This window comes from Pantoea sp. GM_Pan_4 (assembly GCF_026541005.1).
Taxonomy (GTDB): domain Bacteria; phylum Pseudomonadota; class Gammaproteobacteria; order Enterobacterales; family Enterobacteriaceae; genus Pantoea; species Pantoea dispersa.
The window spans coordinates 106,349-130,127 of record NZ_JALNUZ010000010.1 but is presented as its reverse complement, the minus strand read 5'-3'; the positions used below and the strand labels follow the sequence as shown (position 1 = coordinate 130,127).

18 protein-coding genes are annotated in these 23,779 nt (G+C 55.2%); 1 reads left to right on the top strand and 17 read right to left on the bottom strand.

Annotated features, from left to right (window positions below):
* Position 1: 1 nt before the first annotated feature.
* Positions 2 to 979 carry a phosphoserine phosphatase gene (gene serB, locus OXR61_RS18560; RefSeq protein WP_021506809.1) on the bottom strand — a complete coding sequence of 326 codons (978 nt, stop codon included), beginning with the start codon at positions 977 to 979 and terminating at the stop codon, positions 2 to 4.
* 107 nt (positions 980 to 1,086) lie between these two features.
* On the opposite strand from serB, the gene OXR61_RS18555 reads away from it, so the two are divergent.
* Positions 1,087 to 1,761 carry a YtjB family periplasmic protein gene (locus OXR61_RS18555; protein WP_021506808.1) on the top strand — a complete coding sequence of 225 codons (675 nt, stop codon included), beginning with the start codon at positions 1,087 to 1,089 and terminating at the stop codon, positions 1,759 to 1,761.
* 169 nt (positions 1,762 to 1,930) lie between these two features.
* Here OXR61_RS18555 and OXR61_RS18550 read toward each other — a convergent pair whose 3' ends face one another.
* From OXR61_RS18550 to OXR61_RS18475, 16 genes are all read right to left on the bottom strand, one after another.
* Positions 1,931 to 2,194, bottom strand: a complete 264-nt coding sequence (locus OXR61_RS18550) for a hypothetical protein (protein WP_146068797.1) — start codon at positions 2,192 to 2,194, stop codon at positions 1,931 to 1,933.
* A 535-nt stretch (positions 2,195 to 2,729) separates the two neighbouring features.
* Positions 2,730 to 3,041, bottom strand: coding sequence for a hypothetical protein (locus tag OXR61_RS18545; RefSeq protein WP_021313692.1), 312 nt, complete (start codon positions 3,039 to 3,041; stop codon positions 2,730 to 2,732).
* A gap of 474 nt (positions 3,042 to 3,515) precedes the next feature.
* Entirely contained in the window at positions 3,516 to 4,121 is a 606-nt protein-coding gene (locus OXR61_RS18540; RefSeq protein WP_031279575.1) for a hypothetical protein, read from the bottom strand.
* Positions 4,093 to 8,010 carry an RHS repeat-associated core domain-containing protein gene (locus OXR61_RS18535; RefSeq protein ID WP_021506805.1) on the bottom strand — a complete coding sequence of 1,306 codons (3,918 nt, stop codon included), beginning with the start codon at positions 8,008 to 8,010 and terminating at the stop codon, positions 4,093 to 4,095. Before OXR61_RS18535 ends, OXR61_RS18540 begins: the two co-directional genes overlap by 29 nt.
* Positions 8,011 to 8,210: 200 nt before the next feature.
* The gene (locus tag OXR61_RS18530) at positions 8,211 to 8,837 is read right to left on the bottom strand and encodes an ankyrin repeat domain-containing protein (protein WP_021506804.1); all 627 of its coding nucleotides are present in this window, start codon (positions 8,835 to 8,837) and stop codon (positions 8,211 to 8,213) included.
* Between the two features lie 121 nt (positions 8,838 to 8,958).
* The gene (locus OXR61_RS18525) at positions 8,959 to 9,705 is read right to left on the bottom strand and encodes an ankyrin repeat domain-containing protein (RefSeq protein ID WP_021506803.1); all 747 of its coding nucleotides are present in this window, start codon (positions 9,703 to 9,705) and stop codon (positions 8,959 to 8,961) included.
* Positions 9,706 to 9,712: 7 nt separating this feature from the next.
* Complete coding sequence (locus OXR61_RS18520) at positions 9,713 to 11,005, bottom strand: PAAR-like domain-containing protein (protein WP_021506802.1); 1,293 nt, start codon at positions 11,003 to 11,005, stop codon at positions 9,713 to 9,715.
* Positions 10,998 to 12,152: a DUF2169 domain-containing protein gene (locus OXR61_RS18515; RefSeq protein ID WP_021506801.1), complete on the bottom strand. Its 1,155-nt coding sequence runs from the start codon at positions 12,150 to 12,152 to the stop codon at positions 10,998 to 11,000. Before OXR61_RS18515 ends, OXR61_RS18520 begins: the two co-directional genes overlap by 8 nt.
* Before the next feature lie 2 nt (positions 12,153 to 12,154).
* Positions 12,155 to 14,290 carry a type VI secretion system tip protein TssI/VgrG gene (gene tssI / locus OXR61_RS18510; RefSeq protein ID WP_021506800.1) on the bottom strand — a complete coding sequence of 712 codons (2,136 nt, stop codon included), beginning with the start codon at positions 14,288 to 14,290 and terminating at the stop codon, positions 12,155 to 12,157.
* 16 nt (positions 14,291 to 14,306) lie between these two features.
* Complete coding sequence (locus OXR61_RS18505) at positions 14,307 to 15,773, bottom strand: serine/threonine-protein kinase (RefSeq protein ID WP_021506799.1); 1,467 nt, start codon at positions 15,771 to 15,773, stop codon at positions 14,307 to 14,309.
* Between the two features lie 29 nt (positions 15,774 to 15,802).
* Positions 15,803 to 18,412 carry a type VI secretion system ATPase TssH gene (gene tssH / locus OXR61_RS18500; protein WP_021506798.1) on the bottom strand — a complete coding sequence of 870 codons (2,610 nt, stop codon included), beginning with the start codon at positions 18,410 to 18,412 and terminating at the stop codon, positions 15,803 to 15,805.
* Between the two features lie 54 nt (positions 18,413 to 18,466).
* Entirely contained in the window at positions 18,467 to 19,513 is a 1,047-nt protein-coding gene (tssG, locus tag OXR61_RS18495; protein ID WP_021506797.1) for a type VI secretion system baseplate subunit TssG, read from the bottom strand.
* The gene (gene tssF, locus OXR61_RS18490; RefSeq protein WP_021506796.1) at positions 19,510 to 21,384 is read right to left on the bottom strand and encodes a type VI secretion system baseplate subunit TssF; all 1,875 of its coding nucleotides are present in this window, start codon (positions 21,382 to 21,384) and stop codon (positions 19,510 to 19,512) included. The genes tssG and tssF overlap by 4 nt, the downstream gene beginning before the upstream one ends.
* Positions 21,385 to 21,386: 2 nt before the next feature.
* Positions 21,387 to 21,962, bottom strand: coding sequence for a type VI secretion system baseplate subunit TssE (gene tssE, locus OXR61_RS18485; protein ID WP_021506795.1), 576 nt, complete (start codon positions 21,960 to 21,962; stop codon positions 21,387 to 21,389).
* Complete coding sequence (locus OXR61_RS18480; protein ID WP_021506794.1) at positions 21,952 to 22,776, bottom strand: type VI secretion system accessory protein TagJ; 825 nt, start codon at positions 22,774 to 22,776, stop codon at positions 21,952 to 21,954. Before OXR61_RS18480 ends, tssE begins: the two co-directional genes overlap by 11 nt.
* A gap of 16 nt (positions 22,777 to 22,792) precedes the next feature.
* Positions 22,793 to 23,770 carry a hypothetical protein gene (locus OXR61_RS18475; RefSeq protein WP_021506793.1) on the bottom strand — a complete coding sequence of 326 codons (978 nt, stop codon included), beginning with the start codon at positions 23,768 to 23,770 and terminating at the stop codon, positions 22,793 to 22,795.
* Between the last annotated feature and the right edge of the window lie 9 nt (positions 23,771 to 23,779).

The following is a 23,779-nucleotide window of genomic DNA, read 5'->3' as shown; positions in this document are numbered from 1 at the left end:
GTTAACGCTCTTCGTGAATCAGGCTGCCGGTGAGAATGCAGAACACTCCCATCAGGTCAGCGTGGCGGATAATCACTTCCGTCTGCTCATTCACTTTGGGTTTAGCATGATAGGCGATACCCAGCGCCGCGGTTTTAATCATCGGCAGATCGTTAGCACCATCGCCTATCGCCACGGTTTGTTCCGGTGCGATGTCAAAGCGCTGGGCCAGACTGTTCAGAGTATCGGCTTTAAATTGCGCGTCGACGATTTGCCCCAGCACTTCGCCGGTCAGCTTACCGTCACGCATTTCCAGTTCGTTGGCTACCGCAGCGGCCAGATGCAGCGTCTGCCGCAGGTGATCGGCATAGAAGGTGAACCCGCCCGAGGCAATCGCCACCTGCCAGCCCAGCGCCTGCAACTTGTGCACCAGCGTGGTCAGGCCCGGCATCAGCGGCAGCGTGTCGCGCACCTGCTTCAGGATGTTGGCGTCAGCGCCGGCCAGCTTCGCCACGCGCTCGCGCAGGCTGGCTTTAAAATCCAGCTCGCCGCGCATCGCGCGTTCCGTCACTTCCGCCACCTGCTCGCCACAGCCCGCCAGTTTGGCGATCTCATCGATGCACTCGATCTGGATGGCGGTGGAATCCATGTCCATTACCAGCAGCCCTGGCGTTTTCAGATGGGGAATTTTGCCAAGCGGCGCCACATCAAAGCCAGCCTCATGCGCCAGCTTGCTGGCACGCGGTGTCAGCGAGCCCGCCAGCCGGATTACCTGATACTCATCGACATTCCACGCGCTGACGATCACCATCGCCGCGCCCAGCTGATGCTGATAATCGGTCAGTTTTTGTTTATCGAGCCCGCGCCCATACAGTAACCAGCCAGTCCGACCGGCACGGTAATCCAGCGGCATCACTTCATCACCGCTCAGGGAAAGGGGTAAACCCGGCCAAAGAGAGACATCGGCGGGCAGATCGCACCAGGTAAGACGATTTGGCATTACAGCTCCTGTAGGGACAACAAAACCACGCAAGAGGCTACCTTGTCTGCGCGGGTTCTGGCAACATAATTGCCAGCCTTTCTGCTGTTACGTCACACGGGTTTCTGATGGTCAAAACCGCACTGAAATTTCGCCTGCATCGCACGGTGATCGTTCTTATCTCGCTGGCGCTGTTAGTGGTGCTGATGCAGGGCGCATCATGGTTTAGTCTTGGCCATCAGATGGCCCGTTCCGAGCAGGTCGAGGAGCTGGCGCACACGCTGACGCGCCAGGTGGCGTTCAGCCTGAAACCGCTCATGGATAACAGCGACGATAACCGCACGCAGATTGAAGCCATCCTGAATCAGATGACGGATAACAGCCGCGTGCTGGACGCTTCGGTCTATGCCGACGACGGTAGCCTGGTGGCCCACAGCGGTGAGAGCATTAATGTGCGCGACCGCCTGGCGCTCGACGGTAAACGTGCTGGTAGTTATTTCAATCATCAGATTGTCCAGCCGCTGGAAGGGAAAGAGGGTCCGCAGGGTTTTCTGCGTATCACGCTGGATACGCATGTGCTGGTGACGGAATCGCGTCAGGTGGATAACACCACCAATATTCTGCGCCTGATGATGCTGCTGGCGCTGGCGATCGGCATTATCCTGACCCGTACCCTGCTGCGCGACCGCCGCACCCGCTGGCAGCAATCCCCGTTCCTGCTGACGGCCAGCAGAACGGTGAAAGAGGATAAAGAGGAAGAGACGGCGGCGGAGAGTGTGGAGACGGAGAGGAAAGAGGGTTGAGGCAGATAGCTCTCTACAGAAGCACGTCGCAGATTAATATTGCCGGGAGGTGGCTGGCTGGGATGGGATACAGAGTGACGGTGAAGGTTGGACAGGACAGCCTGATCCTGACGACTGGCAGCTAAAGAGAAAAAGCCGGAAGGATCGTTAAGATTGCGTCCGGCTACTATTATGGGACCTTAATTTTAATCGCTATTGCACTATCTACGACATCATCAAGCAGCATTTCTTCTTTCTGGGAGAAATTAGCATATTGAGACATAGCTCTGCATGTTGATAGTGTTTCAACTATTTCAAGAGAAAAATCATCACCATACTTAATTATTTCATTATAACGAATAGTGAAAAAAATCGCTGACTCAATTTTACCATTCGCATTAAGCTCAACTATTATTTTTTCGAGCGATCTCATTAATTCATTTAAAGCATTCACCAGGGAACCCTCATAGTTTTAACAACCCATGTTCTGGGGAGATTTGAAACCACAGCTTGATATCCTAAGCCAGGATATCCAGCGCCCTGAGCAGCTGCAGAACCTTCACTTCGGGGCCTTAAGTTCTAATAGATTAATTATGATTACTCTCCAGTCATGACGGATTGTTAGTTTTTGGCATAATAGGGAAATTTATTATCACAATAACAACTGTGACGACTATTTTGCAATCATCTTATGACATCAGCGCTAAAATATCACGCTGAGTATAATAATCTTTAAATTTCCATTAATAGATCGAATTGTTAAAACTATTTTCTTTTCGTAGCGTTTATTTGGTAAAATCCGCGAATCGATCCAGCTTTAATAATCAGGCACACAGGTTTTAATGTTTAAACCACCGGTTAGATCTAACTGATCATCTACTACTCTTAAAATTTATGGAGAGTTGTAGCACTATCCTTACCCAAAAAGTTATAGCAATATATCGACATGAGGATAGTTTAAATTAAATTTTATGCTAATCCCCTGATAATTATGGACCTTCCCAATATTTAGTGTTTTCAGTAGCTCTCTCCAAATCGTCCATATCATCCTCTCCAGGCTCACGGTCAAATTTACCTCCAATCATTCCTCTCATCTTCGATAACAATGTAGTAATATCATTGTCATCAATGAAATTGGTAGTTTCTCGCTCATACGCTCTTCGCTTCTCCTCATTGATTGTTGATTCGTTATAATAATAATTAGCTATATTGTTTAATGACACCAATATATAATCAATCTCCTTATATAAATCAATTTCCTCAGACTCTGTTAAATAGATTTTCTTTTTAATTCTCGACACTACCACCCCCTTTAATTATTATGTGATTATAAATTTTAATATTGTCAGCAACAGTTAATTCATCAGAATGAAACCGTTGATTACGAATTTATTGTGGCTTAAGGTTGGGGCATGTGTTTCAATAAAAATATCGGTTAGACAATGACTCTAAAGACTAAAGACCCGTAAAAAACCATTTATCAATGATGACAAAAACGCACTAAAAAAAGCCAACAAAAACAATCAACTAATGAAAGTTATAATCATTATTACTTAATTAAATAAAGATTACCGTAAAACATCAAGACCAAAACCAGCCTCGTCACTACAATGGCATTACTTTATATCTCTCACACCTTTATAACACCACTAGCCTCACACGAGTTATATTAGCTTAATCAATGGCGTCCTGGCGTTATTATTTACACTCACAGATAATTATCCATACAGTTCTGGACAAGCAAGTTAAGAATAAGTTTGCGAACACATCAACAATCATAACTTTACCAATCCATTATCGCTATCAATAAAAACATTGAACGATTCACTTCTCGCACAATAATGCAGAAACTCTTCACATTTTTTATATTCCTCGTTAAGAGCAATACACCCAAATCCGACATCATCATGTGGATAAATGGCCACATTTAAATCCAGATTAATATAAAAACAAACCTGACCAACAACTCCAGCATGACACATCATCAATCTTGATAGGCCTCTGAAGTCATGACTTTTTTTACTTAAGCTGAGTGAAAAAGCCGGCAAACAAGAATCACCATAAAGATAACTTTCAAACTCTTCGGTCATTGGCAAAAGTAATTTTTTATCTTTCATCTCCTCATATAAAGCCTGATAATTATCAATCGTTTCTTTATCATCCTCTCTTTCATCATTAAATGAAAGAGCTGCAATAACAATTACACCTTCATCCTCTTTACCAAAAAACCCTTCGAATAAAGATATAGCCTCGTCAATTAGAGGGTATGAAAAAGAATCTTTTTTTTCAAAAAAACCGACCCAACTTTTAGACAATCTAAATCCAGAGAAATTAATTTCATTTAGTGAGAGGCTACTTATCGATTTTAATGATCTTTCCATCACTCATACCTATAGTTATTTTATGCCTTGGCTTTGGTTCCGCTTTACCTATACCAACTTTCCATTCACCTTGTTTATCACTATGCGATGTATTACTTTTACTCCATATTTCATTTGTATGATTATTCTTATAATTCCCACCTTTTACTTTAACAAAATCTTCAGGATGTGATGATGGAGTCCTTACTATATCGCCTATTTCAGCACTGTTTACTTTTTTCTTAGGATTATCTAAGTGGCATTTTGAAAGACCTAGGGGATCAATCCATGCCAGCGGGTTCGGCGCATACTGATAAAGATTTAGCCCACCCGCCAGCCCTATCGGGTCCTGACTGATGAATCGTCCCGCATCCGGATCATAGTAGCGGAACCGGTTATAGTGCAAACCCGTTTCTGCATCGTAGTACTGGCCCTGATAGCGCAGCGGCTGGTGTACTGGCTCAGCATGGCGCACCTGCGCATGCTCTACCCGCACCGTGTTGCCCCACGCACGGTACTCTGCCCGCCACGCTACACTACCATCCGCACTGGTCAGCTCACGCGGCATGCCCGCAACGTCATTGTGATACCAGTGTACCTGCGCTGCGTGCTCCGTTTCACCCTGCTGCAGACTGATCTGTGCCAGTGGTGCAAAGCTCTCGTCTTCATAAATCCAGATGTGCTGGCGCGAGCCACGCACTTCGCTCAGCAGACGGTTGCCGTCCCAGATAAAGCACGTCACGCCAAAGGCGTCACGTTTCCAGCTGCGTCGGCCGAACGCATCGTAGCCGTAAGTAGTGCGCTGTTCTGTGCCGTTACGCGTGCTTACCGCCTCTGTCAGCTGGTGCTCGGCGTTCCAGGAAAACTGTTGCACCGTATGCCGACCAATGCGCTTCTCAGCCACGTTGCCAAAGCTGTCATACGCCCAGCGCCGGTCTTCGTGCACCCTTAGACGGTTATCCTTCAACGGCGGCGAGCCGACCTCATTCAGCAAATTATGTGCGGGGTCAAAAGCAAACCGCTCATCCTGCGCTCGCGTGAGTCGGCCCAGTGCGTCATATTCGTAGCGGTGGTCACCGGTGTAGTGATCGACCATCTGCATTAGCTGGCCGTTGCGTTGCCATACATAATCACGTGCCACCGCCGTGCTGTCACCGCGCATAGCGCGCTGGCTCACCAGCCGGCTCATCTCATCATGAACATACTCGCTGGCCAGCGCTCCCTGGGTACGGCGCACCTCACGGTGCAGCATGTCACGTTCGCTTTCGCTGATGACGCGGCCACCAAAATTGACCTGGACGCGGTGACCGCTGCCATAATAAAGGTTACTCAGCTCACGACCGTCCGGTAGCCTGGTATGAGTACGGTTACCCAGCTCGTCATACTGATGGCGCAGCTCGTAATTAATACCACGAATCAGGCTGCGCTCCGCCAGCAACTGGCTGGCATCATCCCATTCCAGCTCCACACGTCCGCCGTGATTGACGCCAGTTGTCAGACGTCCCAGCGCATCGTAACTGAAGCGGGTACGCTGCCACTTTGCATCTCCGCCGCGTGCCACCAGCTTCTCAAGCAGCCTGCCGCAGTTATCGCGCCGATAACGCGTGCGAATTTCCGGACCGCTGCCGTCGCCTCGCTCGGTACGCGTCAGCGCATTTCCACTGGCATCATATTCATAACAGGTGGCAGAACCATCGAACCTCTGTTCACCGATCAGATTGTTATGCGCATCGTAACTGAAGCTATAGCGCGTGCCATTTTCATTGATGAGAGCAACCAGACGACGTGCGCGATCGTATTCATAGCTAATAGGGTTACCGAGCGCATCTGTTCGCGTCAACGGCAGACCGTCCCCCGCCAGCGTCCAGCGTGTTGCCTGATTCTGTGCGTCATACCAGGCTGTCAGGCGCTGCCAGCGGTCAAACTCGAAGCGCTCGACACCGCCATCCGCATGCACAATGCGCTGTGGCAGGCCATCACGACGGTTATAAAGAGTGGTAACGTTGCCTGCGGCATCAGTTTGCTGCCTGAGCCAGCCGTACTTGTCATAATCAAAACATGTGGTGCGTCCGGAACAATCGGTATGGCTAGTTAAAAAGCCGGCACTGTTCCAGCTCAGCTTTTGAACACCTGCTGCCGCGTCGCGGATACGAACCAGGTTACCCTGATCGTTATGGTTATATTCGGTAATGCGGCCAATCTCATCAGTGAAGCGAATCAGGCTGCCTGCAACGTCATAATGGTATTCGCGAATACCGCCCAGCATGTTTGTAACCCGCACTGGCAGGTTCCAGCGAGCGTGGTAATCAAAGCGTGTCGTCTGGCCATCCGGTTCGATAACAGCAGTGCAGTTACCGCGCTCATCATAGCGATAACGCGTCACGCGGCCAGCCTGATTAGTAAGCTGTATGATCTGTCCACGCGCGTTACGGCGAATGCGGATATAGCCGCCCGAAGCATCTCGAAAACCGGTTAACTCGTGGTTATCGTCAAAGTCATAGCGCGTGACGCGGCCCAATGCGTCAGTGATGGTTGTACTGTTACTGGCGTACTCGAAACGCCATTCACCGCCAAGGCTGTCACGATGCGCCAGTACTTTGCCATCCGGTGAGTGTTTATCGTAGTGATAGAAACACTCAAGTTCGCCCCCTCGACGATGTGCCACCATTACATGATTTCGATAACGAAATTCACGCAGCACCTCATCATGCTCATTGCGAACAGCACTTAAATCTCCTTCAGAAGAATAATCATAGCTGCAGAGCTTTTCGGCACTCAGGGGGGCAGATGGATAACAAACGCTTACGGCAGTGATACGTTCAACGCTTCGATCTTCATCAAGCATCAGTCGGGTAAATGTAATATTGAAGCGTCGCCCTGCACTGTCAGTAATTACTATCGGCTGATGTTGCGCGTTGTACTGCAGAGTAAGGCGGTTACCGTGGCGATCGCTGATTGCCGAAAGTAGCCAGCGGCCCTCTCCTGCCTGATGAGTGAAGTGCCAGTTCTGGCTTTCATCAGGCGCAGAAATGCAAAACTCGCCCGGCTGTGGCTGGGAAAGTGATAGCTGCTCATAGCGATGCAACTGCGGCTCCCGACCCGACTGTGGCCAGGGAAAATCAATTTCTCGACCCTGTTCATCAACCAGAATCAGCAGTTCGTTGTCTTTGCGTAATTCCTGAGCGAAAGGTAAAGACCACCCCTGACCTAACCAGCCGTTACCTGTTTCATCGGAGAAATACAAACGCTGCCAGTTAAGCGGTACCGCAGCGGGAAAAGAAAAATCTTTATCATGATCGTCAAAAAGTAATTTAATACCCAGCAAAGGATTTACCGGACTACCAATTGCCATCTCAACCTCTGGCAATGGCCTCTGCGGAATTTTGCAGGGCTCAGTTTTTTTCTGCCCATGCCCTTTATCATTTCCGCCTTTATTGCTGCCGGCCTTTTTCGCTTTAATAACTTCGTCAGCGTCTTTTTTTGCTGCTTTAGTTTCTGCTCTGGCAGCAGAACTTTCTGCCTTCACTGCAGCCTTTTCAGCCAGTGCTGTGCTTTCTTTGGCGACGGTTTTCCCGACTTTTGCCGCCTCAACCGCTTTGCCAGCCTTCGCTGCCAGCTTACCCGCTTTAAAAGCGGCCCCACCGCCAGGCACAAAGTTGGCTGCGGCTGAGGCAGCTGAAAGTGCCGCGTTGCCATAATCGCCCTCAGCGGTATAAATGGCAGCGTTAGCGCCGTCTGCAACGGCACCAATGACGGGTACAGCGCCAAGAACATCCAGGCCGGTGTGCACCCAGTCGCCATAATCGCTCCACCAGCTTTTCTTTTTAGGCGGGTTGGCACTGCCCGCCGTAACGTGGCCCTGGGGCGCAGGCGCATATTGTAATTTACCAATCGTGTTTCCGGTTGCCATTGGAGCTCCGTGCAGGAAATTCAGGTATTAATGAGTAAGGATATGTGCGGGTACTTTCAGATTAATAAAAGGTAAAGTAACGTTGACGCAGCCGCCATTTAAAATGGCGACTAGCTAATCTGTAGGTTGAGGTTTCAATCTGAAGACAATATCCTTTATGGAAGAATCATAAAAGATCATAAATTAAGAGGGTGAGAAAATTAAACCCGCATGCCTTTAGCAACAGCCAGTCTTTTGATTTCCATTAATTTAAGTGCCGTAGCATCATTGTTTTTACCTTCCTTCTTAAGCCTGTCTTCGAGTAGATTGCTAAACCCCCATCCCGCTTTTGTTACTGCGTTTGGGTTGGCGCCATGATGTAAGAGGTATTCAACCTGATCGAGGTCCATTCTTGTCAAAGCAAAAATAAGCGCCGTTTTACCAGCGGTATCGGGCTTATTAACATCGGCACCTATACTAACAAGATATTCCAGGACGGGCATTGAGTTTTCTGACGTTGCGTTCATGATCAATGGACGTGCACTACTAACCGCATTTTTATCATGACCTCCCGCAATCAACGCTTTAAGATAGCGGGGATCGTTTGAGCGGGCCATAGCATCTGCAGCACTGCCATATTGAGGAATAATGTACAATGGATCTGCGCCTTTCTTTACCAGTTCGGTTACGATTTGAAAACTGGCATCTGTTTTTTTAGCTGTTGCGGTTAAAAGCGCGTACATCAAAAGTGTCATTCCCTTCTTGCCTGACATGTTCAGGATATCGCCCTTAGCTAAGACATCCACTGCAAAAGCGTTTCCCTCTCTGATAGCAACAGCGGCTTTCAAAGCATAACCTGAGAATTATTTTCAGCTGAAACAGCCTTAGCCAGACATTTATTCACAACAAGAAGAATGAATACGAAAGCAAAGAACTTTATGCAGTACGTCCCTGTACTCCCTTTCCTTCTTAAAAGGCCCTCATGCCTTTACTTTCGGCTATTTTTTTGATGTCGAGAAGTTTTTTCATTGTAGTATCATTGTCGCCTTTTTCAATTTTTTTCTGTAGCATTTCTCTAAAACCCCAGCCTGCTTTATTTTTTACGTTAGGATTTGCACCATGTTGTAACAGGAAATCAACTTCATCTAAATCATACCTCCCCAATCCCACCATCAGTGCAGTTTTGCCCGCTGAGTCAGGTTGATCTACATCAGCACCGATACCGACCAGATATTCCAGCACTTTTCTTGAATGGTGGGAAGTTGCATTAATAATTAGCGGACGATAATTGCTCACTGCATTTTTATCCAGACCGCCATCAATTAATGCCTTCAGGTAACGAGGATCGTCTGAAGTCGCCATCACCTCAGCCGCACTTCCGTAATTTGGTATATTAAATAGTGGATCTGCCCCGGCCTTAACTAGTAAAGAGATGATATCAAAGCCCGTTTTTGTATCATTACTACTTGCTACGAGCAATGAATAAACCAGTATAGTCATGTCCTCACCACCTGGCTTATTTAAATTCACATTAGAAGATAAGGCTTCAACTTCTTTAATATTCCCTTCTTTAATCGCTTGGGCTAATTGCAGCTGCTCGCCGCTAAAATAAGCCTCTGGCTCAGACACTTTCATACTTGCACATCCTATATTAGACATTATAGCAAAAGGAATAAATAAAAATAACCTCATGATATTTTTGATATTTTTTATCATACATCCCTCATAATGTACTTAATGTTTCTTCATCAGCCTGTTTTTCTGCTTCTATGCAGGGGATAACCTGACTCATGAAGTGCCTATTGACTGGATTTCCTACGCCACCATCCATATCGTGTTTTAATCCAAGTGCAGCAGGCAGAGCAACTATGATCATCCCTAAAGTTGAACCAATAGCAGCTCCTACAACACCTCCCAGTAATGCCCCTACACCACCTAAAGTAGCGACCAGCGCGCCTCCCCACAAGCCAGGCTCTTGAGCCGACGTTAAAACCTCACCTTTAACGCGATAAGCGTTTATGTTTTCATTTTCAACGGTGCGATCTATTACGCTACCACCATATTTATTAACAGTATTTTTGTTTAATCCTGCCGCATTGAATGTCCAGCCTGGTTTTCCGCTTCCCCTAGAGCAAGCTGAAGCCATGCCTCCTCCAAGTGAATGCCCAACGCAGTCAATCTTAGCCGTGGTGTTTTCCAACTGAGACGCAATTTCCACTGACTGCTTATAGTATGGGGTGGGAAGATTTAATGCTTGCTGCGCATTGGCTGCCCAGTCAGGTCCAGACTGAGTACCCCGAAAAACCACTGAAGCAGACATATCATCTCCAAATACTTCTTTATCTGGAGCATAGACTTTAGCTTTGAATTGCGGTGCACCGGGCGCATTTAAGTCACGCGGTGACAAACCATATTTGGTTAGAGCTTCAGGATCATTACTAATATCACTCCAGCCTTCAGGTATTTCTGGCATAGGCTTAGTGGGATCACGTGGTTCATAAACATAGTCGGCAAGTCTCGCTTTTTCCATCCCTGTATTATTCAGTTCCAGCCTTTCAGCAGCTGCCCGAACTTTTGGGTCACTGCTCTGTTTACCTTTTGCTATAAGCGCCTTGCGTCGTTCCCAGGTTTCTTTTTTGGTCAGATTACCGCCGCGCCCTCCCTTGGCCTTGCCGTTCATGGCAAAGATATCCTGTACGCGGTTGAGGGGAAAACCACCGATATAGGTATCCGGACTGTGCTCAATTGACCAGCAGTCACCCTCAACTGTACCGCTGACTACGCCCTTGTTACGCCCGGCCGCATCTCCAATCGTCGTCGGCACAAAGCTAATGTCATAGACAAAAGCCGGGTGGCCGTTGAAGCGTACGCTTTCCACCGTACTTTTTGAGGGTGCCAGTGTGGCAGTAACCGGATATGGCACTGGCGGCTGAATGCCGGGGGTGAAACACAAATCGGGTAGTAATCCCACCACCTTATACACACCATCTTTGCGTGCAGCGTAATTATCAGCCATGACCTGACTCCTGCGAGATGAGCCCTACCAGTGAAGGCGGCAGTGGTGTAAAACTATCATCATTGGTATCCGCGATTTGTTGTTGTGCCTTCTGCACTATCGCCTTACGTTCTGTTGCAGTGATGAAGCGTAACTCTGTTACTGCTGCCTCAAGCAATTCAGAAAACACTGTGCGATAAGTACAGTGCACTTTGCGCTCGGGCAAATTAATCACCAGCGTATCCAGCTGCAAATCGTAGCTTACTCCAGCCCCCAGTTGAGTGGTGACAAAGGCAAATAAGGTTTCAACCGGGACTGAAAAACTGATTTCCTGTCCGGGCTTATCCTGTTGTGAGATAAGATTTTTTAGCGTAACCGGAATATGCGACAGCGGCTTGGGTAATGGAAACTGCATCCACGGATGAGCGCCACACCAGTAATCAAAGCGAAAATCCTGTGGCAGAAAAGGATGACGCTGCTGCTTCCACGCCTCGTCATAAGTACCGGCAAAGCCAATACGCGGTTTCCAGCCACGACCATAAAAACCAAAACCGGCAGGTAATGTTTCATCATCAATGTTTTTAATCGGCTGGGGCAGTAATTCAAACTGTGGCGCTACGATACGCTGTAACTTAAGCTGTTTCTGCGCCCTGACGGGTAACCAGCCAATACCGACGCTGTTAGTGGCTGATGCAATCTCGTCGCCATGCTCTAAGTGGAACATTCCACCCTGCGCATGCTCGTAACGTAATTCGAGAGCCGTTATCGCTTTAGCCTCACTTAATTGCCAGCTAGCCACCATTTTGCGCCACTCGCGTGGGCCATACACGTTGAGTAAACGGGTAAAATCGCCAATACGCGCTCCGACGGTGAAATGACGCGCCGGCTTACCTTCCGGAGCGTGAGCACTACCGTTGATAATGACATCCAAACGCGGCTTATAGGGTGCCAGATCGCTCTCGAATCGAACACTGCTTCTGCCCGGCTCATCGTAATATTCATCCTGTTCAACCAATTCACCCTGATCTTCGCATAACGTAAGTTGGCCGCGGTGAATATCCAGATCGTAACTGACGCGTGTCACCAGCACACTAAATCCATGATCGTGCTGGTCTATCGACTCAAAAAGCTGTGCCGGGAAAGCACTATAGTTGACAAAATTTTCCATAGTTAGTTGATATCTATCTGCGTTCCGTCAATGTCTATCACCTTCTCACCAACCAGCTTAATTTTGTTTGCACTGATGGTAATGGTGCCGTTCTGTTCGAGCACGATCATCGATTCGCCACAAACCAGGGTAATCTTGTCTTCCGCACTAAACTCCGCCGATGTTCCTGCTGAAAGGCCAATATCCCGCCCGGTATTAAGTGAATATTTCATGCCAACGTTGTGCATTTGCATCGCACCGACGTTAGTCATCCAGCCGGCGCCCACATTGAGTACATAAGCAGCACCAATATTGGTATTCTGCGCCAGCCCGACATTTAACATCGAGGCTAATGCGACCGTTTCAGTTTTCGTTTGATCGACTTTCAGCGTTTGGTTGCCATTGATAGTCACTGACTGATTCTGACCAATACGCACATTTTCATTCTGATCAACCGTTTCAGTGCGATTACTGTGCACGGTGATGGTTTCATTACCGTCCACTGTTTCCGTACGATTTTGGTGAATGGTAATGGTTTCGTTCTGATCGACGGTTTCAGTGCGGTTCTTTTTAACCTCAGTGGTTTCGTTGCCGCCGATGGTTTTAGTGCGATTACTACCAACCGAGTGGGTTTCATCATTTTCCACCTCGGTGTCCATATTTTTCTCAGCATGCAGCCACACCTGCTCCTCGCCCGCCTTGTCCTCGAAGCGCAGCGCGTTTGCCGTATCCGCCGTGCCGTCCTTCGAACGGCTCAAAAACCCCATCTGCGTCGCCGCCGCCGGCAGCGCCCACGGAGGCATGCTCGCCTCGTTGTACACGCGACCGATGATCAGCGGCCGGTCCGGGTCGCCGTTAATGAAGTCCACCACTACCTCGTCGTTCACCCGCGGGATCTGCACGCCGCCGAAGCCCTGGCCCGCCCACGCGCTCGACACCCGCACCCAGCACGAGCTCGTGTCGTCGCCCTTCGCCAGGCGGTCCCAGTGAAACTTCACCTTCACCCGGCCGTAGCGGTCTGTCCAGATTGACTCACCCGCCGGGCCCACCACCTTCGCCGTCTGCGGCCCGTGCGTCTTCGGCCACGCCGTCGCCGGCTCCGCCCGGTACGTCACCGACGACGGCAGCACCGTGAACGCGATGTTGTGCCGCGCTCCGCCGCCGCCGCTCGCGTACCCGTTCTCCTCGAAGTCGTACCGCGCCGACGTCACCAGGTATTCCCCGTTGTCGCTGAAGTGCGGCGCGTTCACGATGCCGAACCGGTACCCCGGCGCGATGCCCGTCGCCGTCCCCGTTCCGCTCACGCTGTGGTGCGCAACCTGCCACACCTCCTGCCGGATGCGCGTGTAAAACTCGCCGTGGCTGTGGTCGACAAAATGGCCCGGCCAGTCGTACACGTCCACCGCCCCCGGCACCGGCGACACCGGGTTCTGTCGCGCCTGCAGCATCCACGCGTTCGGCTTGCGGAAGTCGTAGTCGTCCGTGCTGTACATCCCCGGCGTCACGCTCTCGCACAGCGACCACTGGCTGATGCCCTCCTCCGTCACGCTCCCGCCCGACGCCGTCACGTGGTACGGTATCGTCTCATAGCCCGCGAACGCCTCGTGCTGGTCCGCCCCGTCGCACAGCACCATCACGTGGCGCTCCGCCTCGTGGCGGAACCAGTAGTAAATCCCCTCCAGCTCCATCAGCCGGCTGATGAAGTCGAAGCTGCTCTCCTGGTACTGCACGCAGTACTCCCACACCCGGTAGCTGCTGCCCAGCCGCGTCTCCACGTTCACCCCGTTCTCCTGCAGCAGCGTCTGCACTATCTGCGGCACCGTCTGACCCTGAAATATCCGCAGGTTGCGGTCGCGACGCATCGGCCACAGGTCCGGCTCCACCCGCAGCTGGTACACCGCGTAGCGCGTCCCGCTCAGCTCCTCGCTGCGCACCGCCACCCGCGTGATTTTGCCGTTGAGGTAGCGCGGCGACAGCAGGCTCTGCGTCGGCAGCGTGAACGTGACCGGCTGCCCCAGCAGCGCGTGCCGGTCAATGCGCGCGTCCGTGGCCAGCAGCTCGGCGTTCAGCTCAAACGACTGCGACAGCGCCTCGGCGCCGGTGAGTTTCCAGAACAGCAGGCCGTCCATCGGCAGCTGCGCGGTGATGCGTGAGAACATAATAAATCCCTGATGATTAACTGTGTGGATCGAGCAACCAGACGCCTTCTTCGCTGATGGTCAGCGTTTGCTCGCGCGTGCCGCCCTGGCCGCTGATGGCAAAGGTATAATTGCCTGGCGCCAGCTGCAGCGCGGCAAAACCATTGGCAGCAGGCACCAGCGCCTGCGGTTTGCCATTCACCTGGACGCGTTCGCCCTGCTGCAGCTTGATGTAAACCTGCGCGACCGGCTCCGGCGGCGGTGCAGGCTGCGGCTCCGCTTCGCGCGGTTTTTCCGGCGTTACCGCTGCCGTTACGGCTGGCGCTGACGACGCTGACGACGCTGAAGGTGAAACTGCCGGATCAGCAGCTGGCGCGCTGTTTTGCACCGTCTCTGCCGGCGCCGCAGGCTCATCGCCTCCGGACATCAGCAGCCCCACGCACAATCCCACCAGCACGCCCGCGGCCACCAGCCCCGGCAGCGCAAAGCGATGGCGCAGCAGCGATTTCACCGGCGAAAGCGTTTCGGCTTCGTTCGCCTCTTCCACCGGCACCAGCATGGTGCCCGGTCCGCTGATTTTGGCGCTCAGCAGCGGTTCCGGTTCGCGCTCTGGCAGCGCCATCAGCCCGGCAAAGGCATCAATATCCTGCGGCCGATCTTCCGGTTTGAGCGCCAGCGCGCGGTCCACCGCCGTCAGCAAGGCCTGGGAGTAGCCCGGCAGGCGGCGCGCGGCCAGCGGCTGGTAGTTATCTTCGATGCTGCGCACCACGCTCACCGGCGGTGGCGCCCCGGTGATCAGCGTGTGCAGCACCGCGCCCAGCGCGTAAATATCCGTCCACGCGCCCTGTTCGCTTTCGTCGTTATCGCTGTATTGCTCGATGGGCGCATAGCCCGGACGCAGCATGGTTTCGCTCTCATCCGACAGGTTACCAATGGTTTTACGCGCAGAGCCAAAATCCAGCAGCACCGGCTCGCCGCTGCTCTGAATCTGGATGTTATCCAGCGAGATATCGCGGTGCAGGTAACCGGCGTCGTGGATGGTTTTGATCGCACCCAGCAGCGGCGGCAGCAGGCGACGAATCCAGGCTTCATCCACCAGTTGCGGATTGCGCTCGCGCAGGTTCGATAAGGTGGTGCCGCTGTAAAACACCGTGCCCATGTAAGCGGTGTCGTTCTGCACCCAGAAACGCAGCACGTGCAGCAGATTTGGATGGTTGAAGCGGGCCAGCAGGCGCGCCTCCTGAATAAAGCTGTTCAGCCCGGCATGAAAGGTTTTGCTGAAGCGTTCGCTGCGCAGCACCAGATTCAGGTCATCGCTGCGCACCGCCAGCGAAGCCGGCATAAACTCTTTGATGGCGATATCACGCTCCAGCTGATGATCCCAGGCACGATAAACAATGCCAAAGCCGCCACCACCGATCACTTCTTTAATTTCAAACTCATTGAAACGGTAACCCACCGGCAGAGCGTTGGGTACGTTGAGGGGATTATCGTGTTCCGACATTTTCGAAAACTCTCTGATCACTAACGGCTTTAGACATCGAACTGGCAAACAAACTCGCCCTGCTCACAGCGTACCTGCACGCGACGATAGCGTTCATCGCGGGCGTGAGCGCTGAGCAGCATCTGGCTCATCTGCGGCAACAGGGTATTGGTAAGGATGGCGTCGACCATGCGGCCACCGGACTCCACTTCCGTGCAGCGCTGCACGATCTGGCTGATGACCGAATCGTCAATCTGCGCGCTGATGCCGTGGTTGTCGGCGAGACGCTGAACAATGCGGCCCAGCTGCAGCCGGACGATTTCCGCCAGCATCGCGTCGCTCAGCGGGTAATACGGCACCACCAGCAGACGACCCAGCAGCGCCGGCGGGAACACCTCCAGCAGCGGTTTGCGCAGCGCGGTGCTCAGCGCTTCCGGATCCGGCATCAGCTCCGGATCGGCACACATCGCACTGATCAGCTGCGTACCGACGTTGGAGGTCAGGATAATGATGGTGTTACGGAAGTCGATGTGGCGCCCTTCGCCATCCTCCATCCAGCCTTTATCGAACACCTGGAAGAACAGCTCGTGCACATCCGGATGCGCCTTCTCAATCTCATCCAGCAGCACCACGCTGTAGGGACGACGCCGCACCGCTTCGGTCAGCACGCCGCCTTCGCCATAGCCCACGTAGCCCGGCGGTGCGCCTTTCAGGGTGGAAACGGTGTGGGCTTCCTGAAACTCGCTCATGTTGATGGTGATGATGTTCTGCTCGCCGCCGTACAGCGACTCGGCCAGCGCCAGCGCGGTTTCGGTTTTGCCGACGCCGGAGGGACCGCACAGCATAAAGACGCCGACCGGTTTGTTCGGATTGTCGAGGCGCGCGCGTGAGGTGCGCACGCGTTTGGCGATCAGATCGAGACCGTGCCGCTGGCCAATCACGCGCTGGTTGAGCGTATCGGCGAGATTAAGCACCGCGTCGATTTCGTTTTTCACCATGCGCCCCAGCGGAATCCCGGTCCAGTCTGCCACCACGGCGGCCACCACGCTGGCATCCACGGCGGCAAACAGCAGCGGCGCTTCGCCCTGCACCTGCTGCAGCTGCTGTTGCGTTGCGTCCAGCTCATCGCGCAGCGCGGCTTCGCCCTCCGTCACGCAGCGCGCCCGCAGCGCAATCAGCTGATCGACCAGTTCACGCTCCTGCTGCCAGCGCTGCTGCAGCGCATCGCGCTCGGTTTCCAGCGTGGCGCGCTGCGCGGCAACCGCCTGCGAACGCGCCGCATCGCCCAGCCCGACTTTGCTTTCGCGCTCAATGATCTCCGCTTCAATCTCCAGCGCGGCCAGACGATGCAGGCAATCTTCCAGTGCCGCAGGCTGTGCGCCCTGGCTCACCGCCACGCGTGCGCAGGCGGTGTCCAGTAGCGCCACCGCTTTGTCCGGCAGCTGGCGCGCCGGAATGTAACGATGCGACAGCTTCACCGCCGCGCTGACTGCCTCATCCAGCAGCAGTACCTGATGGTGCTTCTCCAGCGCGCTGACGGTGCTGCGCAGCATCAGAATCGCTTTGGCTTCATCCGGCTCCTGCACCTGCACGGTCTGGAAACGACGCGTCAGTGCCGGATCTTTCTCAATGTACTTTTTGTATTCGGCCCAGGTGGTGGCACCGATGGTGCGCAGCTGGCCGCGCGCCAGCGCCGGTTTCAGCAGGTTGGCGGCATCGCCGGTGCCCTGCTGGCCGCCGGCACCGACCAGCGTGTGGATCTCGTCGACGAACAGCACAATCGGCGTCGGGCTGGACTGCACTTCATTAATCAGCGCCTGCAGGCGCGCTTCAAATTCGCCTTTCATGCCGGCACCGGCCTGCAGCATGCCGATATCCAGCAGCCACAGCTGCACATCGCGCAGCGGAGCCGGTACGTCGCCAGCGGCAATACGCAGCGCCAGGCCTTCAACCACCGCGGTTTTGCCAACGCCCGCCTCGCCGGTCAGCAGCGGGTTGTTCTGCCGGCGACGCATCAGAATATCCACCATCTGGCGGATCTCTTCATCACGGCCGGTGACCGGATCGATGCGTCCTTCGCGTGCGCGTGCGGTGAGATCCTGCGCGTACTGCGCCAGCGTGCTGGTGCTGGCTGCCGGTGCGGCACTCTCCGCGCCCGGCTGTGCCACCAGCGCCTGCTGTGCTTCTTTACTGCTGGCGAGCAGCGTGTCGAACTGCTCCAGCAGCGCATCAGCATTGATACGGCCAAACTGGCCGGAGATGCCTTTCAGCACGCTGGCGAGGTTGAAGGTTTTGAGCATGCCAATCAGCAGATGGCCGCCGCGAATGCGCGTCGCACCGTACTTCAGCGAGGCGTAGACCCAGGCGCGCTCGACGGCGCTGTCGATGTGTTCGGCGAGATCGGAAACCGCGCTCGCACCGCGCGGCAGGCGGTCGAGCGCCGCGACGATATCCCGCGTCAGCGCGTTTTCATCCAGTGAAAAATGGCTGATCACCCGCTGTAAGTCGCCATCCTGCTGCTGCATCAGCTGGTGCAGCCAGTGCACCAGCTCAACATAAGGATTACCGCGCAGTTTACAAAAGGCGGTGGCGCTTTCCAGCGAGGTAAATAACAGCGTATCCAGTTTGCCGAATAACACGGCACGGCTGATTTCTGACATATCGGGTCTCTTTAATGAAAGAAGCAGGCTGTGTAACAGGGAAAAGCGATTGGGCTAGCTTGCGGCTGCCTCAACCTCAAACATGAAATCTTCGCGATCCTGCGGCTGTGGCGCGTGTCCCAGCCAGCTGGTGTAGCCCAGCCGGGCATTGCCTCCCAGCGTGACGCTTTGCACCTCTTCCGCCGCCAGGATCAGGCTGAGGTCCCACTGCATCTCGATGCCGAGATAGTGACGCACCCAGTCGCGCACTTCGCGCGCGCCCGGCGCATCCGGCAGAAAGTGGGCATACTGCTGCGCGCTCAGCGGACCGAGCCGCAGGCGAAAACGGTGCTGCACATCGCGCACCGCCACACCGAGGAACGCCGATTCGCCCAGCCGCGGCATCTGGCGTCCGGCCCCCAGCCGCGCCTGATCGCGCGCGTCCAGCGTCAGCCACTGCGGCACGTTCTGTGCCAGCTGCACCGGTACGCCAAAGTAGTGACGCAGAATGCGTACCAGCCCTTCAGCGTCGTGACCGTGGCGGCTGAGATGGCCGACCAGCATCAGCCGCGCATGCAGGCTGAGCGAACTGGCCTGCTGCTGCGCCGGTAAACCGATGCCGGCCAGACAGGCAAGGTAATCGACAAAGCGGCGGTTATCGGCGCGATCCAGCGAGACGGCCGGCTGCGCATCGGCCCAGGCGCGATAAAACAGCAGCGTGGCGCGATGGTGAAAGATGTCGGCAAACGCCGCCAGGCTGTGATCCTGATGGTGCACGATGCGCTCGTGCACATATTCCGTCAGATGGGTCGGCAGCGGACCGTTGGGGCCAAACAGGCCAAAGCTGTAAATCGCCACGTCATGGCGCGCGTCCTCTGCGCGCGGCTGCACGCTGGCCAGCGTTGCCGGGGCAAACGCCAGCGACGGTTGCTGACCAATGCGCAGCGCTTCGAACTTCGGCAGCGGCGCGCGTCCCAGCGGATAGCGCTGGCCGCCCTGCGCATCCAGCCGGCGTAGCAGCTGAAACAGATCGTAGCGCCACGGTGCCGCCATCACTGCCTGCCAGAAATCGTCCGGCAGCCGCTGGGCGCGCTGCAGCAGAATGATCTGCGCCTCGCTCATAGCAGCGCCTTCCTGCCCATGCGCGGCGGCCAGTAGCCCACCTCGCCGCGCTGCTGGCTGTTGAGAGTGAATTCGGTAAAGCTATTCAGCGCCACCAGCCGGCTGCACACGCGTTCCAGCACGCTGCCGAGCAGCCACGGGCTGGCACCGGAAAACGCCTGTTCGTCGACCTCCAGCGTGATGCTGACGCCGCGCGCAAACACCACCGGGCCCGGTTCCGGCACCCGGCGATTGACCGCGCTAAGCTGGCAGTGGCGAATACCGTCAATCTGGCGCGCCACCGCCGCTTCGGCGAGATTAGCGTACAGACTCAGCAGCTGGCGCAGCGCGGCGGCGCCCTGGCCGTCGCTGCTGTCCATCAGGCTCAGGTAGTTCATCTGCAGGTGGCTGATCAGACGCCACGCGGAGAGCCCTTCGGCCAGCGCCGGACGCGGCGGCGTCGGGCCTTTACACAATTTCAGCTGACCGACCGGGATCGAATCCGGCATGACGAAATTGCCCTGCTCCTGCTGCAACAGCATCAGCGGCAGGTCGCGGCTGGTGCAGAGCACGTCTGCCGACAGGTAGCGCATGTCGTCGCGCCACGGCGTGTGATGCTCATCCACCAGCGACAAAAACACTTCCGAGCCGATATAGCCGGTGCGCGTGCCGTAACGCTGCGCCTGCTCAGACAGCGTGCGCTGCTCGCGGCGCAGCGAGAAATAGGCACCGTAATCGCCGTCGTCGCCGCTGAAGGTGCTCCAGAACGGGCGGAATAACTGCTCTTCGCGCTTGCCCTCAATGGTGGCGAACAACCGCTGCACCGAGTGCACTTCGTAGTCCAGCGGCCGGATGTTATCCACCACCAGATGATATTCGTGCTGGCTGTCGCTGACCTTCAGGCGCTCGGCCGTTTTGGGAAACAGGTTGATCACCGGCGTGCAGTGCAGCGCCAGATGGCTGCTGTCCACCACGCTTTCCAGCGCGCTGTCAGCCTTATCCAGCAGGATGATAATGTCGAATTCCTGCGCGTTATCGCAGCGGCGCAGAAACGGTGCCAGCTGGCTCAGGCTGATGAACTGGAAGCGCGCCGGAAAGGCAAAATACTCCTGCAGCAGCCGGTAGCCGTCGAAGTTACGCAGATCGTCCGGCAGCAGCGCCTGCTCAGGCGCAAAGCCTTCCTGCTGTAACGCTTCATCCGGCAGCACCTGGCGCAGCGGTTTCTGTTTGACCGATTGCAGCACGATGCCGACGCGGTGCTGCATCAGCAGCTCCAGCAGTTTCTGCGCCTGAATGTCCGGGCCGCTGAGATACAGCATTAAATCGGCGACATTCAGTTGGCTGAGCGACGAGATGCCTTCGCAGGCGATACGCACGCGCAGCGCGCTGGCGGCACCGCGACCGCTGAGCTTCAGTTCGCCCAGCGGCAGATCGCCCGGCACGCCGCCGAGTGAAACGTCGCTGATGCGCAGCGGATGCAGCGTGACATCGTGCGCCGTAGTGTAGCTGCAGGTTACGCCGCTTTTTTTCAGGTGCTGGCTCTCCATCATGGTGCCGCGCGGCACGTGGAAGCCATTGCTGATGTCGCCTTTGCGGCTGTCCGGCGTGAGCTGTGCAATCGCCATCGACGGCGTAGGTGACAGATAAGACGGCGCAATCATCTCCAGCAGCCGCTGTGAAAAGCGCGGGAACTCGGCGTCCATTTTGAGCTGCACGCGCGACGTGAGGAAAGCAAAGCCCTCCATCAGCCGCTCAACGTAAGGATCGGCGACTTCGATGCCGCGCATTCCCAGCCGCCCGGCGACTTTCGGATAGCGCGCAGCGAACTCCGCGCCCAGCTCACGCAGATAGGCCAGTTCGCGGTTGTAGTAGTCGAGCAGTTTGCTGTCCATGATTAACCTGCATCCAGTAGTTCAAAATGACCGCTTTCCAGATCAACCTGGGTGCGGAACAGAAACTCCAGCGGATAAGGCACGCACCACAGGCGGCCTTTGATCTCAATCGATAACACGTTGTGCAGGCTGAGCGACTTCAGATCGCTGACGCAGCGTACCTGCAGCCCCTGCGGCAGAATGCGCGGCTCAAAGTGCAGAATGGCATCGGTCATTTTGCGCTGCATATCCTGCCATTCGATGTCGGAGATGTTCTGTCCGGCCAGCGGCGCCACGCCAAAATTCCACACCGAGCGCTGCACTTCACCAAAGGCGCTGAGATCCTGCTGGGCTTCGTTGTTGATGGTGTTGAACAGCCACTGCAGATCGCGCAGCACGTGGCGGCGCAGCGTGCTGTGGGAAATCAGCGTGGTGTTGCTGGCTTCGCTCTGCTTGTCCGGCGCGTTGTCAGTCAGACGATCGAGTAACGAGGATTGCAGCTTGTCGCGCGCGGTTAGCGCATCGCGATTTTTACGCGCGCGGAAACCGCCATGCAGCTGGGCATAGCCGTCGTTGTGCGAGCTGTTATCACGGCTCATCGCTGCCGCCTGGCTGGAACGTCAGCTGCTGCAGCGTCAGCAGCGGATACTCGCCGCTGTCGCTCAGCCACAGCTTCTGGCCATGGCCGGTAAACTGGCTGTCATCGTGGCCCAGCGGCTGCCATTCCGTGACGCTGGCGCGCAGATAACGCTCATCCGCCCCCGGCAGCAGCGGATAGCGCACCGGGATCTGGCAAATCTGCTCGCTGCCATCCACCAGCTGCACGCGCGTATGGCGCCAGACCAAATCGGTCACGCTGGCGGGTGCCTGAAATTCCATCTCGCGGATCGCGGCGAACGGAATCCAGTAGTAGCGGCCGTTGGCAATGGCTTCGCACACCGGCCCGAAGCGGCTGTCGCCGTCCATCAGCCACGCGAAGTCTGCCGTCTGTTCCTGCTGCTGCAGCTGACCCGGATTGGCTTCGGCCTGCGCCAGCGCGGCGGCACGTTGCTCAGCCCCCTGCGCGAAGTCACCGCGGATGTCGGCGCTCAGCGCAGCCAGCAGGGTTTCACACCACGCCCACGCGCTGCCCGGCAGCTGCGGCTGCGCCGCGCCGCGCAGTACCGCTTCACGCTGCTGCTCACCGGCAATGGCCTGCTGCAGTAAGGTGACGGTCGGCTGCGCCTGGGGCGTCAGCGCCAGCCACGATTGCAGCTGGGTTTGCGCGCGCGTCCAGTTGCCCGCCAGGCACAGCAGCTGCACAAACGCCGCGCGCAGGTCGGCATTGGCCGGGCTGGCCTGAATCTGGCGGGTGATATCGGCGAGGTTATCGGCAAGTGAGGCTCTGGCCAGGCGCGATTGTAACGACTCCATGCAAGCTCCTTTTGCGTTAGTTGATGGTGCGGTAAACCGCGGCGGCGGGATCTTTCAGCTCCGGATGCAGCTGTTCTACCAGCTGGACTTTCAGCGGTGCGCTGGCGCTCAGCCACGGCGACCACACTTTGCGCACTTCCTGCAACCGTGCACGCAGCGCGCTCTCATCGGCGGCATCGCTGGCGGGCATCTGCACCACCACCTGATCCGGTGCCTGCCAGCCATTGAACTGGCTGCTGAACGGCAGCACCAGCCAGCTGTCTGGCGACTTCTCGTTGCTCAGCACCATGCGTTCGCTGTTGACGGTAGTGATGCTGAGCTCGGCGCTCTGCTGTTTGTTATTCAGGCCGGCAATCGGGAAGCCCTGCAGGAACGTCACCACCACGCTTTTCGCCGCACCGTTGCCCATCTGCGTCAGGCTGCTGCGGCCGCTCAGCCAGCCATCCTGACCGCAGCTCAGCCCCTGTTTGGACGGCACGAACAGCGCGCTGGTCTGCGCCGGATGCTGCCACCAGGTGCGGAAGTGACAGCCGTCGAGCAGGCTGAACTGCAGCCACGGCGTGGTATCGGCCTGCGGCGAGTTGAGCACCGGCGCGGCAGGTGCAGCCGTAGCGGTCTCTGGTTGCTGCACGGGCGCGGGCGGCGGCGTTACCACCGTTTGCCACTGCTGCGCTTTAGCAGCGCTGCCGCTGGCGATCGGGTTGCCGTCATCATCATTGAGCGCCCAGTTGAGCTGCTGCAGCGCTTTACACTGCGATGCCATCAGCCCGGCGACGCGCGGCAGAAAATCCTCCAGCGCCGCGACGTTTTTCGCGCCGTGGGTGACGATGCGCAGATCAACATTGCGCTTACACCAGCTCGCCAGCTGGTTATCTTTCACGTCATCAATCCAGACATCCAGTTTCTGTGCCGGGGACTGCACGATGCGATAGTTCTCAGCAAATGCGTGCGTGCTGAGCAGCAGCGCAGCCAGACCCAGTAATCCATGTTTCATGTTGGCGTT

What these genes read in the sequence shown, in the direction of transcription:
- serB (WP_021506809.1), bottom strand. Translation starts at nt 979, where the DNA reads ATGCCAAATCGTCTTACCTGGTGCGATCTGCCCGCCGATGTCTCTCTT.
- OXR61_RS18555 (WP_021506808.1), top strand. Translation starts at nt 1,087, where the DNA reads ATGGTCAAAACCGCACTGAAATTTCGCCTGCATCGCACGGTGATCGTT.
- OXR61_RS18540 (WP_031279575.1), bottom strand. Translation starts at nt 4,121, where the DNA reads ATGGAAAGATCATTAAAATCGATAAGTAGCCTCTCACTAAATGAAATT.
- OXR61_RS18535 (WP_021506805.1), bottom strand. Translation starts at nt 8,010, where the DNA reads ATGGCAACCGGAAACACGATTGGTAAATTACAATATGCGCCTGCGCCC.
- OXR61_RS18525 (WP_021506803.1), bottom strand. Translation starts at nt 9,705, where the DNA reads ATGATAAAAAATATCAAAAATATCATGAGGTTATTTTTATTTATTCCT.
- OXR61_RS18520 (WP_021506802.1), bottom strand. Translation starts at nt 11,005, where the DNA reads ATGGCTGATAATTACGCTGCACGCAAAGATGGTGTGTATAAGGTGGTG.
- OXR61_RS18515 (WP_021506801.1), bottom strand. Translation starts at nt 12,152, where the DNA reads ATGGAAAATTTTGTCAACTATAGTGCTTTCCCGGCACAGCTTTTTGAG.
- tssI (WP_021506800.1), bottom strand. Translation starts at nt 14,290, where the DNA reads ATGTTCTCACGCATCACCGCGCAGCTGCCGATGGACGGCCTGCTGTTC.
- OXR61_RS18505 (WP_021506799.1), bottom strand. Translation starts at nt 15,773, where the DNA reads ATGTCGGAACACGATAATCCCCTCAACGTACCCAACGCTCTGCCGGTG.
- tssH (WP_021506798.1), bottom strand. Translation starts at nt 18,412, where the DNA reads ATGTCAGAAATCAGCCGTGCCGTGTTATTCGGCAAACTGGATACGCTG.
- tssG (WP_021506797.1), bottom strand. Translation starts at nt 19,513, where the DNA reads ATGAGCGAGGCGCAGATCATTCTGCTGCAGCGCGCCCAGCGGCTGCCG.
- tssF (WP_021506796.1), bottom strand. Translation starts at nt 21,384, where the DNA reads ATGGACAGCAAACTGCTCGACTACTACAACCGCGAACTGGCCTATCTG.
- tssE (WP_021506795.1), bottom strand. Translation starts at nt 21,962, where the DNA reads ATGAGCCGTGATAACAGCTCGCACAACGACGGCTATGCCCAGCTGCAT.
- OXR61_RS18480 (WP_021506794.1), bottom strand. Translation starts at nt 22,776, where the DNA reads ATGGAGTCGTTACAATCGCGCCTGGCCAGAGCCTCACTTGCCGATAAC.
- OXR61_RS18475 (WP_021506793.1), bottom strand. Translation starts at nt 23,770, where the DNA reads ATGAAACATGGATTACTGGGTCTGGCTGCGCTGCTGCTCAGCACGCAC.